The sequence below is a fragment of the Bradyrhizobium arachidis genome (assembly GCF_015291705.1).
Lineage (GTDB): Bacteria > Pseudomonadota > Alphaproteobacteria > Rhizobiales > Xanthobacteraceae > Bradyrhizobium > Bradyrhizobium arachidis.
This window is the reverse complement of the sequence record NZ_CP030050.1, coordinates 5,828,362-5,843,492: the sequence shown is the minus strand read 5'-3', so window position 1 is coordinate 5,843,492 and position 15,131 is coordinate 5,828,362. Positions and strand designations below refer to the sequence as shown.

Here is a 15,131-nt window from a genome sequence, read left to right as displayed (position 1 = left end):
AGCATCGTTCAAGCGATGGTGATGTTAAACGGGTCTCATTCGGCGCACGGCGTCTTGGTCAGGGAACCAAAATAGTTTAGTGAATCAGGGGTAACGCGATGATAGAGCGTAGCTCCCGATGATACCCGCATGCCTCTCCGACGACTGGACCCTCTGCCCGGAGAGAGAGGACATCTCCGCTGAATTCACGCGGCTCCTCACCGCGGCCCAGGAGGGCGGCGCCACGATCGCAGAATGTCTGATGATCGCGCGCCAGCTCAAGCGGGGCGACGAGCAATCCTGGCATCGCGAGTGGAAGAAGCTCGCGCAAGTGAACCGTCAGCGTGCCGAAGCCGCGTTCGCCGAAGGCCACATGGCGACGGCGCAGCGCAATTGGCTGCGTGCGCTGAACTACTATGGCGCAGCGGCGATGCCGCTGGACCAGGCCGACGAGCGTCGCTGGGTTGCAGTGCTCGCGATGCAGGAATGCGCTCGCCGCTATCTCACGGCGCGCAGCCCGTCCGGCGAGGTCGTGACGATACCCTGGATCGAGGATCATGCCTTGCAGGGCTACTTCCTGCCCGCGACGGCGGCAGGCGGGCGGGCTCCGACCGTGATCTGCATCGGCGAGCCCGGCCACCGCAAGGAGGAGTTCCTGTTCAAGCTGGCGCCGCATGCGCGCGAGCGCGGCTTCTCGATGCTGGCGCTGGATCTGTTCGGCGAGCAGCGCGACGATTATCTCGACGTGCTGTTGCGGCGGCGGGATCTCGAGAGCGCGATTCCGGGCGTCATGGACTATCTGGAGACCCGCCGCGACGTCGATTTCGACCGCGTCGCGATCGTCGCCGATGGCTGGGGCTCTTCCTTCGTGGCGCGCGCCGTGTTGCAGGAGCCGCGGCTTGCCGCTGCCGTCTGCGATGGCGGACTGTGGGACCTGCACGAGCGCGCCTTTTTCGCCAGCCGGTTTGCCATGAGCGACGTCAGCATCGTCCCGGTGCCGCACGCGCCGCTGATGGCGTCCAGCGCCGATTGTCCGGTGCTGATCACGCTGGGCGAGGACGGTTGGCTCAAGGCCGATCGGGCCCGTCAGATCGTTCAGACCTCCCGGCTCGGCAGCTCGGATGTCATGCTCAAGGTGTTCACCGCGGCGGAGACCGGCGCAGCGCAAGCGCATGCGGATAATCCGAGTCTTGCCAACGAATACATCTTCGACTGGCTCGAATCGCGGCTCGGTGCCGCGCGCATCTAAAGCGCGATGAGATCAGGACGAATCGTCATCGCGCTTTAGGCAATTGTTTGAGCGTGATCTTTTCGGAAAACCGCTGCGCACTTTTCCGGATCATGCTCTAGCGGCGGCGTCGCGCGTCAGAAGTCGAGGCTGAGACGGACGCAGGCCTTCTCCAAGCGGGTCTTCAGCGTCGCTAGCTTGGCGGTAAACTCGGTGAGCTCGTTCTCGTCGAACTCCTGGAAGACGAATTCCTTGATGGTCTTGTACTGCTCGTTGAGGCTCGCCAGGTGCTTCTGCGTCTTCTCGGTCAGGGAGAGGCGGACCACCCTGGCGTCGGTCGGGGAGGGGCGACGGCGCAACAGGCCCTTCTTCTCGAGCAGCTTGGACTGGGTCGTGACGAAGGACGGATCGACGTGGAGCAGCTTGGAGACCACGTTGACCGGGATGCCGTCGTCCTTGTCGAGGTCGGAGATCGCCATCAGTATCAGCCATTGCGGGCCGCTGATGCCGAGCGTTCTGGCCCAGAACTGACGCAGTTCTTCCAGATACATGTTGATCGACGATATCTCCCAGGTGAAACGCCGGATGATATCGAGATTTCCGATGGAGCGCAGGCGCGCTCCTTCCTTCCTCGTTGCGGACACAGCGTCACTCCCGTGATCTGATTCTTCTGGGCTGGTGTCGTGGAAGGCCATAGTCCACGCAAGCCTGCTCTGACGCAAGTGCAGAGCAGGGTAATTTTGTCACTAAAATTACAAAGATGACCGACTCAGCAGATCGGTCGACCCTGGTGTTGCCCGCGGGGCACAGGTTTAATGAAACAACAAAGCTGAGCAGATAAACTATTTTGATTAGCGGAACGGCGCAGGCATATTGCTCCGTGACGGTGGGGGGTACTCGATCGTCCCGTTGCAGGTGGTTCGCTCACGTCCCTCGCGTCGAATGCGGGTGTGTCCGAAAGCGCGAAGCGGCCGAGCGGATTTGAAGAGATGGGGATCTGGGGGGCCTCACGGTCCGGTCTCCGTAAAATGAGAACTTGGAGGTTTTAAATGAAAGTGGTGAAGAGCCTTTTGCTCGGCACTGCGGCGGGTCTGATCGCCGTCGGTGGAGCTCAGGCGGCTGATCTTCCGGTCAAGGCCAAGGCGGTCGAGTACGTGAAGGTCTGCTCGCTCTACGGCGCGGGTTTCTACTACATCCCGGGCAGCGACACCTGCATCAAGCTGGGCGGCTATCTGCGTGCCGAAGTCGCGCTGAATTCCGGCGGCAACTACAGCGCTTCCTACAACAACGTCTTCGCGGCCAACAACCGCCTGACGAACTACTACTCGATGCGCGCTCGTGAAGATCTCAACATCGACACGCGCACCGCGACCGAATACGGCGTGGTCCGCACCTATTTCGACGCGGTCTTCACCTGGACGACCGGCAACTATGTCGGCACCGGCTCGGGCACTGGCGGGACCCAGTACAGCGGCACGCTCGGCCTCAACGCGGCCGGCACCGGCCTCGTCGGTTCGACCGGCGGCGCCGTCAACGGCACCGACGGTGCGATCTCGGGCGGCGCGCTCGGCGTCTACTACGCCTTCATCCAGTTCGCCGGCTTCACTCTCGGTAAGGCCGTGTCGCAGTTCGACGCGCCCTGGATCAACTATCCCGGCAACAACTTCGACCAGCTGGTCGGCGGCAGCGGCACCACCAACGGCGTCGCCCAGATCACCTACACCGCTGATTTCGGTCAGGGCGTGACGGCTGCGTTCTCGGCGCAGGACCAGACGCAGGTCTTCCAGACCGCGATCTGGAACACCGCGGGCATGTCCACCACCGGCGTTCTCGGCGGTGCCTACGGCTCGAACACGCTCGGCGGCACCCGGTCTCCGGACCTCGTCGGCATGGTCCGCGTCGATCAGGCTTGGGGTCTGTTCCAGGCGTCGGTCGCCGCGCACGACAACCACGCCGCCTACTACGGTGCGAGCGAAATCACCGGTCACCCCGAAGACAAGTGGGGCTGGGCCGTTCAGCTCGCCTTGCAGATCAAGAACATCCCGACCGGCGCTGGCGACGTGATCAACATCTCGGGCGTCTACACCGACGGTGCGAGCCGCTACAACTTCCAGGAGCTGGCCGCGACCAGCTACTCGATGTTCGGCAGCTCGAACGCCGCCTATCAGAGCATCGGCTTTGCCGGCGTGTCTGACGCTGTGTTCGCTCCCGGCGGTGGCATGGAGCTGACCAAGACCTACGGCTTCCGTGGTGCCTACACCCACAACTGGAGCCCGTACTGGAACACGGCGCTGTACGGCGCGTGGGCTGCGGTCAACTACAGCGGCACGGCCAAGGGCCTGATCTGCGGCAGCGCCGCGTTCGCCACCCTGACCGGCACCTGCAACCCGGACTTCAACATCGGCCAGGTGGGTGTCATCACCCGCTGGACGCCGGTGAAGAACCTGACCTTCTCGGCCGACTTCACCTACAGCCATCTCGACCAGAAGTACTCGGGCACGATCACGACCGGTGCTCTGACGAGCGTCGCCAAGCCGGCGGCCACCTACGAGCTGAAGGACCAGGACACCTACAGCCTGCTGTTGCGCGCCCAGCGCAACTGGTAAGCTCAAGGTCTGTCTGATCTGACCTTAGCCCCGGCGGGACACCGCCGGGGCTTTTTTGCGAGAGGGGCCTTCTGGCAGGGACGGATTTCGGAAAATCCGGCAGCCTCTGCAGGCCACGAAGACGAGCCATGCGATTCGATCGTCTTCAAACTTATTTACTTACCTGAGTTGATCAGCTATATTCTCTTCAGCCGATTACGAAAGTCACGGCTCTTAGCTTCACGCTAAGCCTCCAGAGACCTCCGGTGATGCCCCGCCGGAGGTTTTTCGTTTTTGGGGGGAAAGCGTTTTCGAGCGAAGTCGATACCGGTTCGCGTCAGGAAAACGCGCCAACCAACAAGCTAGCCGCGCATCACGCGGGCACGCGAATTCGGCCGGTAGGCGAGGCGGCTGTGGCCGGCGCAATAGGGCTGGCCGTCGGGCGCGGCGTTGCCGCAGAAGCAGAAATCTTCTTCGCCCGGCGACGAGATCGGCCAGCGGCAGCGATTCTCGGACAGCTCGAGCAGTGAGCAGCGATTGGTGTCATCGATCGGCCCGGCCATCACGGGCGCGCCGGTCTCGCCGTAGATCGTGGCAAGCATCTCGTATTGCAGCCGCGGTACGGCGCGGGTCGCGCGGGCCGGCGGCGCAAGGCTTCGCTCGAGCCTGCGGTCTTCGACCGCGCGGCTGCGCGTCAGATTGAGCCGGGACAGCTTGCCGATCACGGCATTGCGGCTGACGCCGATATCGGCCGCGATCTCGCGACAGGAGAGGCCGGCTTCGAAATGCTGCTTCAGAAGTTCAATTCGCTCGTCAGTCCAGGTAGGTGAGAGAACAGGCATTGTAACGGTCCCAGGTTGCAGATGTTGGCCATCCGCATCGCAAGATCCGTCCGCCTCGCGTCCGCTGCGCGCTCACGTCCTGCCATTGTCGCGAATCGACAAAAGCCCGTCCTTGATGGCGAGACGGATGCCTTCCTCGATCAATGTCCGCGCGACGCCGGGAACGCTGGTGCCATGGGTGCCCTGTCTCACCAGTTTCTCCAGGTAGGTGATGGTCGAGAGCGCCAAGGTTACGGGAATGCGGTCAGTCTCGGCTTTTTCGGTGGCCATGGCCGAACGCTAGCCTCTTACTCGGGTACATAAAAGTAACGATTAAGACTCTATTTAGGTTCAGGGGTGGAAGTCAAATGCAGGTTGAGTTCGTGGCTCAGCCCGTTGGAATCACACGTGAAATTTGGCGCGGCTCAGCGCGCCGCCCGGAAGGCAGGGCGGCGGCGTGGCGTCAGCAGGTCAGGGAAGGCGGTTTGGCTCAGCCGTGCGCGATCGCCTTTTCGATCATGCAATGGATGCCCTTGGCGCCATTGACGGTCTGGGTCACCCTGAGATCGGCCGCCAGGCTGCACAGCGTGTAGGCATCCTCGCGTGACAGGTTTCGCACCTCGCCGAGCAGCACGATCATGTCGCGTAGCGCGCGCACCGCGCACTGGTCGAGGTCGGGGTCCATCGCCATGGTGATGTAGTGCGTCGCCGTCTCGGCGCGGGGATAGTCGAACTTGAGATCCTTGCGCAGGGTCAGCCGAAAGCGGCCCCGGAGCCCGGTCTCGATCGCGGTGACGCAGACCTCGCCATCGCCCTGCACACCATGACCGTCGCCGCAGGAGAACAGCGCGCCCGGCACGAACACCGGCAGGTACAGTGTCGCCCCCGCACCAAGCTCCTTGTTGTCGAGATTGCCGCCCATCGCGCGCGGGACCAGCGAGGAGATGCGGCCCCAAGCCGGCGGCGGCGACACGCCCATCACGCCGAAGAACGGTTTGAGGGGCAGGTCGAGGCCCCACGGCATGCGGCCAACCATCCGCGTCTGGTCCAGCGGGATGTTGAGAACACGCGTCGCGTGGAAATCATCGGGCAGGGTGCCCGACAGCGGCTTGATCATGTTCCAGCCCCAGTCCTGCCGGAGTTGGACGTCGAGGATCTCGACCGCGAGCACGTCGCCGGGTTCGGCGCCCTCGACCGCGACCGGGCCGGTGAGGATGTGGCCGGGCAGCATGCGCTCGTTCTTGGCATGAACCTCGTGCATCTCCGGCGGAATGTGAAACTTGTTGCGGTCGGGCAGCACGTCCGGGCCGCCGCTGATGGTGTCGGCCGTCACCTCGTCGCCGCTCGCGATGGTGAGGACGGGCTTGAGGGCGGCTTCGAAGAAGCCCCAATGGCAGGTCTCGGGGCTTGAATGCAGGTGATGATGGGTCATTTGTCGCGTCCGTCCGGTTTCATCAGAGCTCGTCATGAGAACCTGATAAGCCCGGGCTTGACCCGGCGATCGATCCTCTTTCAAGAAGATTTTCTGAAGAAGGATGGGCCGGTCAAGTCCGGCATGATCATTCCAGCGAGGCTCCCCTGTATTTCGTCCTTTCCAAGACGCTCGGCACCGCGCTGCTGCCGATCAATCTGCTGATCGAGCTCGGAATCCTGTCGCTGCTGCTGATGGTGACGCGCTTTGCATCGCTCGGCCGCAAGCTGGCCGTGACCACGCTGGTCCTGCTGGCGTTGGTTGCATTTTCGCCACTCGGCAATCTCCTGATGTACCCGCTGGAATCGCGGTTTCCGGCGTGGGACTCCTCGCGCGGCGCGCCCGACGGCATCATCGTGCTCGGCGGCTCCGTCGATTCCGACTTGTCGGCGGCGCACCGCACGCCGGTGGTCTCGCACGCCGCCGATCGCTTCTTTGCGCCGGCCGAGCTCGCGCGCCGTTATCCGAATGCGCGCGTCGTCTTCACCGGAGGCTCGGCGAACCTGATCTCGACCGAGGCCAAGGAAGCCGACTATTCCGCGCCGATCCTGGAAAGCCTGGGCATCGCGAAGGAGCGGCTGATCCTCGAGCGCGAGTCCCGCAACACCTGGGAGAACGCGATCTTCACGAAGCAGCTGGTGATGCCGAAGCCGGGCGAACGGTGGCTCCTGGTCACCTCGGCCTTCCACATGCCGCGCGCGATGGGGACCTTCCGCAAGGCCGGATTTGACGTCGAGGCCTATCCCGTCGACTGGCGGATGGGCGGGCGCGACGCGCTTTTCGCCTTCACCCGCAACGGCGCGGAGGGCCTCAGCAAGACCGACGTCGCCATGCGCGAATGGATCGGCCTTGTGGCGTACCGCATCACGGGACGGACCGGCGAGTTGCTTCCGGGACCGGGCAAGGACTAGAACGGGGGCTGCAAAACAAGAACACAGCACCGGCGCGCGATCGCCGGCCCCGGAGGATGCCATGCAGCAGCAGAGCGCAGACAGGATCGATCTTGCCGGCCTCGTCGCCGATCTCAATAGCCTGTTGCGACTGAAGACGACGGTGATCGGCATGAAGCTGTTCGCGCAAGCCGCGGAGATGGAGGCGATCCCGAAAATCCGGCGGCCGAACGCGATCCATACCACCGACCAGATCGTTAGCATGGCCGCGCGTCTGGGCTGGACCGTCGGCATCACCGGCGACGATCTGGTCGGCGCACAGTGCCGTGCGGTGATCGGCCTCGCGCCACAGGACGAAAAATGGCTCGCCGGCGAAAACTATGTCGGCGTATGGCACGGCACGGCCGAAGATGCGCGCAAGCGCCAGGAGGCGCTGGACGTCGTGCCGTTCGGGCACTACCAGGCGCTCGCGGTCAGTCCGCTCCAGAGCGGCCGGCTCGATCCGCCCGACATCTGCCTCGTCTACGCGACACCCGGGCAGATGATCATCCTGATCAACGGCCTGCAGTATACCGGCTACAAGAAGTTCGAATGGGGCGTGGTCGGCGAGACCGCTTGCGCGGATTCCTGGGGCAGGGCGCTCAAGACCGGCGAGCCCAGCCTGTCCTTGCCATGCTATGCCGAACGGCGCTATGGCGGCGTGCCGGACGAGGAGATGCTGATGGCCTTGAAGCCCTCCCATCTCGCCAAGGCGATCGAGGGGATGAAGGCGCTGGCGAAGAACGGCCTGCGCTATCCGATCCCGCCCTATGGTATTCAAAGCGACGTCCGTGCCGGCATGGGCGTGAGTTACGCGAAAAAGTAAGGGACGACCATGAGCTCTCAGGAATTCGACATCGTCGTCTACGGTGCGACCGGTTTCACCGGCCAGCTCGTCGCCGAATACTTGGCGGCACATTACAAGGACGACAAGGCGCTCAAATGGGCGATGGCAGGCCGTAGCCTCGACAAGCTGAAAACGGTGCGCGATGCGATAGGCGCGCCCGCGGATACGCCGCTGATCGTCGCCGATGCGTCGGATGCCGCCTCGCTGAAGGCGATGGTGGCGCAGACGAGGTCGGTCGTCACGACGGTCGGTCCGTATCAATTCTATGGCGAGGACCTGCTCGCGGCCTGCGTTGCTGGCGGCACGGATTATTTCGATCTGTGCGGCGAGCCGGTCTGGATGCGGCAGATGATCGACAAGTACGAGGCGGCGGCGAAGCAGAGCGGCGCACGCATCGTGTTCTCGTGCGGCTTCGATTCCGTGCCGTTCGAGCTCGGCGCGTTCTTCGTGCAGGACGAGGCCAAACGCGCGTTCGGCGCTCCCGCCGCGCGCGTGAAGGGGCGCGTGCGCGACATGCGCGGTACGCTCTCGGGCGGAACGGCGGCGAGCGCGAAGGCGACCTTCGATGCGGTCGCAAAGGATATCAGCCTCGTTGCGATCCTGAACGATCCGTTCGCGCTGACGCCGGGCTTCACCGGTCCGAAACAGCCGAAGGGCAACAGGGCGCTGCTCGAGGAGGATCTGCAATCCTGGGCCGCGCCGTTCATGATGGCGCTGATCAACACGCGCAACGTCCATCGCTCCAACATGCTGATGGGCTTCCCCTACGGCCAGGACTTCGTCTACGACGAGATGGTCCTGACCGGTCCCGGCGAAAAAGGCGAGGCCAACGCGAAACGTGTGATGGCGGCCAACGCCGAGAAGACCGGCCCGAACGCGCCCAAGCCGGGCGAGGGGCCGTCGAAGGAAGAGCGGGAGAACGGTCTGTTCAACCTGCTCTATGTCGCGATCGCGCCGGACGGTCGCATGGTGCGTGCCGGCGTCACCGGCGACCGCGATCCCGGCTACGGCTCGACCTCGAAGATGATCTCCGAATGCGCGATCTGCATGCTGCGTGATGCGACTGATGTCGCCGCCGGCTTCTGGACGCCGGGCGCAGCGATGCAGCACAAGCTGATCAAGCGGCTGCAGGACCACGCGGGGCTGACGTTCAGGGTGGAAGCGTAGAGCCCACGGTCCTGCAGAAGGCGTGATCTGTGTCAGCGAAGTTCGACATCGTCGTCTACGGTGCAACCGGTTACACCGGCCAGCTCGTCGCCGAGTATCTCGCCGCGCACTATGTCGGTGAAGGCTCGCCGAGCTGGGCGCTCGCCGGGCGCAGCAGGGACAAGCTCGCCTCCGTTCTCGATGCGATCGGAGCCCCCGCGGACACGCCCCTCATCGTTGCCGATGCCGCTGATCCCGCGTCGCTGCGGGCGATGGTCGATCAAGCGAGGCTGGTCGTCACCACGGTCGGCCCGTACCAGCTTTACGGATCCGATCTGCTTGCGGCCTGTGTCGCTGATGGCACCGACTACATGGATCTCTGCGGCGAGCCGATCTGGCTGAAGCAGATGATCGACAGGCATGAGGCGGCCGCCAAGGCGAGCGGTGCGCGCATCATCTTCTCCTGCGGCTTCGATTCCGTGCCGTTCGAGCTCGGGGCGTTCTTCGTGCAGGAGGAAGCCAGGCGCGTGTTCGGAGCGCCAGTGCCGCGCGTCAAGGGGCGCGTCCGCGACCTCAGCTGGAAGTTCTCAGGCGGCACCTCGGCGAGCGCGAGGGTGACCTTCGAAGCAGTCGCGCAGGATCTCAGCCTGGTGTCGATCCTCAAGGACCCCTTCGCATTCACGCCTGGCTTCGAGGGGCCGAAACAGCCGCGCGGCAACAGGCCTGTTTTCGAGGAGGACCTGCAATCGTGGTCCGCCCCGTTCGCGATGGCGACGCTGAATACGCGCAACGTCCACCGCTCCAACATGCTGATGGGATTCCCGTATGGCAGGGATTTCGTCTACGACGAGATGGTGCTGACGGGAGCGGGGGAAGAAGGGCAGGCCAACGCCAAGCGCGTCATGGCCGCCAACAGCGAAAAGACAGGTCCTGAAGCGCTCAAGCCCGGCGAGGGCCCCACGAAGGAAGAGCGCGACAACGGTCACTACGACCTGCTTTATGTCGCGATTGCGCCCGACGGCCGTCAGGTTCGCGCGGCGGTGAAGGGCGATCTCGATCCCGGCTATGCGTCAACGGCGAAGATCGTCTCCGAATGCGCGATCTGCCTGTTGCGCGACACGCCTGACGTGCCGGCTGGTCTCTGGACGCCGGGCGCAGCGATGCAGCACAAGCTGATCAGGCGGCTGGTCGAGAACGCTGGGCTGAGGTTTGAGGTGGAGAGCTAGCTTGGCATCGTAGCTCTCGTAGGGTGAGCAAAGGCGCAACGCGCCGTGCCCACCTTCTCTCAGTGGTGGGCACGCTGCGCTTTGCCCACCCTACGGCAGGGTGTCGCTACTACGGTAGTGCGCCGCTACGCCGCCCGCGCGTCATACGCGTACATGAAGTCCATGCTCTTGGCGCCCAGCGGCAGCAGCCACTTCATCATCTGATTGCGCATCCACGCGCCGGTCGCGCTGAACTCGCGCTTGCTGTTGCCGTTGCGGCGGGCCATGGCGACGATCTTCTCCGCGCGGGGGCGGCGCTCGGCCTCGAAGGCCTGGAAGGTGGCGCCGAGCTCCTGGCCGTCCTGCATCAGGCGTGCGAGCCTCATCGCATCCTCGAGCGCGAGCGAGGCGCCCTGGCCGGCATGCGGGCTGGTCGCATGCGCGGCATCGCCGATCAACAGCGAGCGCTTGCGCGACCAGGTCGGCAGGGTCGCGACGTCCAGCGTATCGGTGACCACGATATTCTCCGCGGCTTCGATGATGTCGGGGATCGGATTGTGCCAGCCGCGGTGGAAGCCGCGCAGATGCTGCTTCAGCGTCGCCTGGTCGAGCGCGCGGAACATCGCGGCATCCATGCCGTGGGCGGGCTGCGTGCTCCACCACATCACGCCGTCGGTCGGATCCGGGCTGCAATAGCCGTAGCCGAAGAACCCGCTCTGGCCGAACGTCGTCTCGACGTGCCGGCCGATCGGCCGGCCGTCGAGCACGGCGTGCGGCACGAAGCCGCCAAAGCCGATCAGGCCGGTGTTGAACGGCTGCGGTCCGTCCGGCACCACCTGGCGCCGGGTGATGGAATGCACGCCGTCGGCGCCGATCAGGAAGTCGCCTTCGGCTGTGGTGCCGTCAGCGAAATAGGCAATGATCGGCTGGTCGCCGCGATCCTCGATCTTGATCAGACGCTTTTCGAAATAGAGCGAGACGCAAGCGCACCAGGCCTTGTCGATCAATATCTCGTTCAGCGTAGCGCGGCAGACATTGACCGCCGGCTGGCCGAAGCGCCGTTCCATGTCGCGATTGATCGAGCCGAGCCGCTCGCCGCCTTGCGAGTAGAAGTCGAAGGACTCCGCGACCGAGCCGCGGCCGATCAGCTCGCCCGCAAGGCCGATCTCGTCCATGACTTGCATGCCGTTCGGCGCGATCTGAAGCCCGCCGCCGATGCCTTTCGAATAGGGCCATGCCTCGTAGATCGCGGATTCGATGCCGGCGCGGCGAAGCAGGATCGCCGCGACTGGCCCGGCGATGCCGGCGCCGATGATCAGGGCCTTGCGTGGAGGGCTGGACATGGCTTGCTCCCGACGTTTCCGTGGTGCTAGGAGGAATTAAAGTTGCTAAATCTCTTAGTGACTAAGATATATATCGACTAAGATACGAGGCCAGCCTTGTCAAGGACGAAAGCGCGCGTGGCATTGTTGCAGGAGCTCGAGGAGGCAATGCGCAGGTCGTCCGCGCAGGGCGTGCTCTATGGCCAGACCGTTGCGAACGTTGCCGGAATTGCCAATTCCGACCTCGAATGCATGGACATCCTGTATCTGGAGGGCCGCGTCACCGCAGGCCGGCTCGCCGAGGTCACCGGCCTGACCACGGGCGCGATCACCGGTGTGGTCGACCGACTCGAGAAGGCCGGCCTGGTGCGCCGCGAGCGCGACGAGAAAGATCGGCGCAAGGTCTTCATTTCGGTCGTGCCGGAGAAGGCGATGAAAATCGGCCAGCTCTACGTGCCGATGCAGCAGGCGATGGAAAAGGTATTTGGCGCCTATTCCGATGAGGAACTGCGGCTGCTGCTGCGCTTCGCGACCGAGGGTTACAAGGGCGTGCTGGCGGCGACCGAGGCGCTGAAGGGCCTGCTCGACACGCCGCCGGAGAAGCGTCCTGATCTCAAGCTGAAGAAGCTTCGTCCGAAACCTTGATCTTGTAGGCCTGCGCAGCGGCGATCATGCCCCACATCGCGCCCAGCATCATCCAGAAGTGCCGCCAGTGGTCGGTGTCGATCACGAAGCTCTCGCCGACGGTGCCGACGAAGGCAGAGAAGATCGCAAGATAAGCGCGCTGCCAGGGCACGCGGACGAAGACGTTTCGGAAGCCCATGATCACGGTGGTGAAGACCAGCGCGGGATAGCACACGCCGGAGAGCCAGCCGCCCGACATGAAGGCGTTGAGATAGGAGTTGTGGGTGTCCTCGGGAAAGAAGCGGTGGAATTGCAGCGGGCCGATGCCGAGCGGCAGGTCGAGTGCCATCTCCGCGCCGAGGATGTGCCTGCCGAACCGGCCGAAGCGGCCTTCGTCATAGCTCTGGTCGAAGCTGGCGCGCTGCTTGAACATCTCGGCGGTGGAATCGAATGACAGCAGGACCGCGATCAGCGCGAGGCTCAGCACGGCGGCGACGATCGCCATGACGACGATGCGCGAGCGCTGCGCATTGGTGCGGCTGGTCAGGACCATCAGCGCCAGCATGAAGGCGGAGGTCAGCACCAACCCGCCCCAAGCGGCGCGGGAGAAGGCGAGCAGGATCGCCAGCGACATGATGCCGAAGGCGATGACGTTCCGGAGCGCTTTGGCCAGCTTGTCGGAGACCACGCTCTGGAGCGCGAACAGCGCCGGCAGGATCAGGAAGGCGCCGAGCACGTTCGGGTCCTTGAACGTGCCGCGCGCGCGTCCGTAGAGGGTGAGGAGATCGTCGCCGCCCGGAACCAGGTGGAAATAGCCGGCGATCGCCGCGAGCGAGGCAACCATCGCGCCGACCACGAGGCCGCGCAGCAGCATGTCGAGCCGGGCGGCGGTGTCCTCTGAGGTGATCATCGCAAAGAACACCACGGTGACTGCCATGTACCAGGAGGTCGCGATCCAGCTCACCACCTCGCTCTGCTCGAACAGCGGGATCGCGCTGATGGTGTAGCCGACATTGAGCAGGACCAGCATCAGCACCAGCGGTATCAGCACGAGCTTCAGCCGCAAACCGGTGGCGAAGAAGGCGACGGTGGCAAGCAGCGTCGCGATTTCGTAGGGGCTCGGTTCGATGAAGACGATCGCGCCGGAGGCGCCGACCAGCCACACCAGCGCACGCTGGAGCGCCAGCACGCCAGGCGCAGCCGGCCCGGCTACGTTCACTCCACCGGCTGTCGCCGCATACGCCATCACACGCTCATACGCTTACGCAACTGGTACGCCACAAACACCGCTGTCATCGCCCGGCTCGACCGGGCGATCCAGTATTCCGCGGCAGCGAGGTTCAGCCCCGGCGTCTCGGCGTACTGGATGCCCCGCCTTCGCGGGGCATGACAGAGCAACTCAACTCAATACGCGTTCTCGTTCTTGGTCAGCAGCGAGATCGGCGTCTTCAGCAGAATGTAGAGGTCGAACAGCACCGACCAGTTCTCGATGTAATAGAGGTCGAACTCGACGCGCTTCTGGATCTTCTCTTCGTTGTCGATCTCGCCGCGCCAGCCGTTGATCTGGGCCCAGCCGGTGATGCCAGGCTTGACGCGGTGACGGGCGAAATAGCCGTCGACGGCTTCGTCGAACAGGCGGCTCTGGAGCTTGCCCTGCACCGCATGGGGGCGCGGGCCGACCAGGGAGAGATTGCCGGAGAACACCACGTTGAAGAGCTGCGGCAGCTCGTCGAGGCTGGTCTTGCGGATGAAGCGGCCGACGCGGGTGACGCGCGGGTCGTTCTTGGTGACGACCTTCGAGGCGGTTGGGTCGGCCTGATGATGGTACATCGAGCGGAACTTGTAGACGTCGATGCGTTCGTTGTTGAAGCCGAAGCGCTTCTGGCGGAACAGCACCGGGCCGGGGCTGTCGAGCTTCACCGCCAGCGCCACCAGTCCCATCACCGGCAGCGCCGCGAGCAGCGCAAGGCCGCCGACAACGCGGTCGAACAGCCACTTCATCACCAAATCCCAGTCGGTGATCGGCGCCTCGAACACGTCCAGCGTCGGCACCTCGCCGAGATAGGAATAGGAGCGGGGCCGGAAACGCAGCTTGTTGGTGTGCGCGGAGAGGCGGATGTCGACCGGCAGAACCCAGAGCTTCTTCAGCATCTCCAGGATGCGGGTCTCGGCCGAGATCGGCAGCGCGAACAGCACGAGATCGACGCGGGTGCGACGCGCGAACTCGACGATGTCGTCGACCTTGCCGAGCTTGCGGGCGCCGGCGCAGGTGTCGAGCGCGCGGCTGTCGTTGCGGTCGTCGAACACGCCGAGCACGTGGATGTCCGAGTCTTCCTGCGCGTTCAGCGCCTCGACCAGCTCCTCGCCGTTGCGGTCGGAGCCGACGATGATGGTGCGGCGGTCGAGGCGACCCTGACGGGCCCAGTTGCGCACCAGCGAGCGCAGCACGAGGCGTTCGCCGATCAGCACGCCAAGTCCGAGAAAGAAGAAGGCGGCGAGCCAGAGCCGCGACGTGTCGCTGCCGAATTTGGCGAAGAAGGAGACGCCGATGAACAGCAGGAAGACGAACGACCAGGACGAGATCATCCGCGTCATCTGCCGCAGATGGCCGCGGAACAGCTGCACCTGGTACATGTCGGCAGCCTGGAAGCAGACCACGGCGGCCACCGCGACGGCAACGATCTGCGCAGGATAGACCCAGCTGAAGCCGGACAGCGGCATGACATAGCCGACATAGAGTGCGGCGCCGACGAGGCTCAGCAGCGTGAAGTCGGCCGCGCGCACGAAGCCTGTGATCACGATCGGCGAATAGGCGCGAGCGACCTTCTGGTTGACGACATCGAGCGCGGCCGGCGAAAGCCGGCGGCGTCGTTCGACGAAGGGTTTATCAACCGGGACGGCCGCGGCGCTGGTCGCGGCATCGAGCATCGAGCGTGCGTTGAGCGGTTCCACGGGCGTCCACGTCCATTCCAAA

The 15,131-nt window shown here is 64.4% G+C and carries 14 protein-coding genes; 7 read left to right on the top strand and 7 right to left on the bottom strand.

The features are described 5' to 3' along the window. The first annotated feature begins 118 nt into the window (after positions 1-118). Positions 119-1,228 carry an alpha/beta hydrolase family protein gene (locus WN72_RS27310; RefSeq protein ID WP_092213889.1) on the top strand — a complete coding sequence of 370 codons (1,110 nt, stop codon included), beginning with the start codon at positions 119-121 and terminating at the stop codon, positions 1,226-1,228. A 116-nt stretch (positions 1,229-1,344) separates the two neighbouring features. Here WN72_RS27310 and WN72_RS27305 read toward each other — a convergent pair whose 3' ends face one another. Then, a complete protein-coding gene (locus WN72_RS27305; RefSeq protein WP_167380687.1) occupies positions 1,345-1,851 on the bottom strand; it encodes a MarR family winged helix-turn-helix transcriptional regulator in 507 nt (168 codons plus the stop codon). Between the two features lie 405 nt (positions 1,852-2,256). Between WN72_RS27305 and WN72_RS27300 the strand changes: the two genes are divergently transcribed. Continuing rightward, positions 2,257-3,813 (top strand): porin, encoded by a 1,557-nt coding sequence (locus tag WN72_RS27300; RefSeq protein WP_027559552.1) that lies wholly within the window; start codon positions 2,257-2,259, stop codon positions 3,811-3,813. A gap of 341 nt (positions 3,814-4,154) precedes the next feature. Here the strand turns inward: WN72_RS27300 and WN72_RS27295 are convergent, their stop codons facing one another. The 3 genes from WN72_RS27295 to WN72_RS27285 all read right to left on the bottom strand — a co-directional run bounded on the left by WN72_RS27295 (position 4,155) and on the right by WN72_RS27285 (position 6,045). After that, entirely contained in the window at positions 4,155-4,634 is a 480-nt protein-coding gene (locus tag WN72_RS27295; RefSeq protein WP_027559551.1) for a GcrA family cell cycle regulator, read from the bottom strand. A gap of 72 nt (positions 4,635-4,706) precedes the next feature. Next, the gene (locus WN72_RS27290; protein ID WP_007603456.1) at positions 4,707-4,904 is read right to left on the bottom strand and encodes a hypothetical protein; all 198 of its coding nucleotides are present in this window, start codon (positions 4,902-4,904) and stop codon (positions 4,707-4,709) included. 199 nt (positions 4,905-5,103) lie between these two features. Continuing rightward, entirely contained in the window at positions 5,104-6,045 is a 942-nt protein-coding gene (locus WN72_RS27285) for an acetamidase/formamidase family protein (RefSeq protein WP_027559550.1), read from the bottom strand. A 233-nt stretch (positions 6,046-6,278) separates the two neighbouring features. On the opposite strand from WN72_RS27285, the gene WN72_RS27280 reads away from it, so the two are divergent. The 4 genes from WN72_RS27280 (at position 6,279) to WN72_RS27265 (ending at position 10,232) form a co-directional block, all read left to right on the top strand. Beyond that, complete coding sequence (locus WN72_RS27280) at positions 6,279-6,995, top strand: YdcF family protein (protein ID WP_231164040.1); 717 nt, start codon at positions 6,279-6,281, stop codon at positions 6,993-6,995. Positions 6,996-7,056: 61 nt separating this feature from the next. Beyond that, a complete protein-coding gene (locus WN72_RS27275; protein ID WP_027559548.1) occupies positions 7,057-7,839 on the top strand; it encodes a DUF169 domain-containing protein in 783 nt (260 codons plus the stop codon). A 9-nt stretch (positions 7,840-7,848) separates the two neighbouring features. Further along, the gene (locus WN72_RS27270) at positions 7,849-9,027 is read left to right on the top strand and encodes a saccharopine dehydrogenase family protein (RefSeq protein WP_027559547.1); all 1,179 of its coding nucleotides are present in this window, start codon (positions 7,849-7,851) and stop codon (positions 9,025-9,027) included. A gap of 29 nt (positions 9,028-9,056) precedes the next feature. Further along, positions 9,057-10,232: a saccharopine dehydrogenase family protein gene (locus tag WN72_RS27265; RefSeq protein ID WP_092213895.1), complete on the top strand. Its 1,176-nt coding sequence runs from the start codon at positions 9,057-9,059 to the stop codon at positions 10,230-10,232. Positions 10,233-10,357: 125 nt separating this feature from the next. Here the strand turns inward: WN72_RS27265 and WN72_RS27260 are convergent, their stop codons facing one another. After that, positions 10,358-11,554: an FAD-dependent monooxygenase gene (locus WN72_RS27260; protein ID WP_092213897.1), complete on the bottom strand. Its 1,197-nt coding sequence runs from the start codon at positions 11,552-11,554 to the stop codon at positions 10,358-10,360. 147 nt (positions 11,555-11,701) lie between these two features. Here WN72_RS27260 and WN72_RS27255 point away from each other — a divergent pair, with 147 nt between their 5' ends. Further along, entirely contained in the window at positions 11,702-12,178 is a 477-nt protein-coding gene (locus tag WN72_RS27255) for a MarR family transcriptional regulator (RefSeq protein ID WP_051378454.1), read from the top strand. Here WN72_RS27255 and WN72_RS27250 read toward each other — a convergent pair. Then, a complete protein-coding gene (locus WN72_RS27250) occupies positions 12,147-13,403 on the bottom strand; it encodes an O-antigen ligase family protein (protein ID WP_027559543.1) in 1,257 nt (418 codons plus the stop codon). The genes WN72_RS27255 and WN72_RS27250 overlap by 32 nt on opposite strands. 158 nt (positions 13,404-13,561) lie before the next feature. Continuing rightward, positions 13,562-15,109 (bottom strand): undecaprenyl-phosphate glucose phosphotransferase, encoded by a 1,548-nt coding sequence (locus tag WN72_RS27245; RefSeq protein ID WP_092213901.1) that lies wholly within the window; start codon positions 15,107-15,109, stop codon positions 13,562-13,564. Between the last annotated feature and the right edge of the window lie 22 nt (positions 15,110-15,131).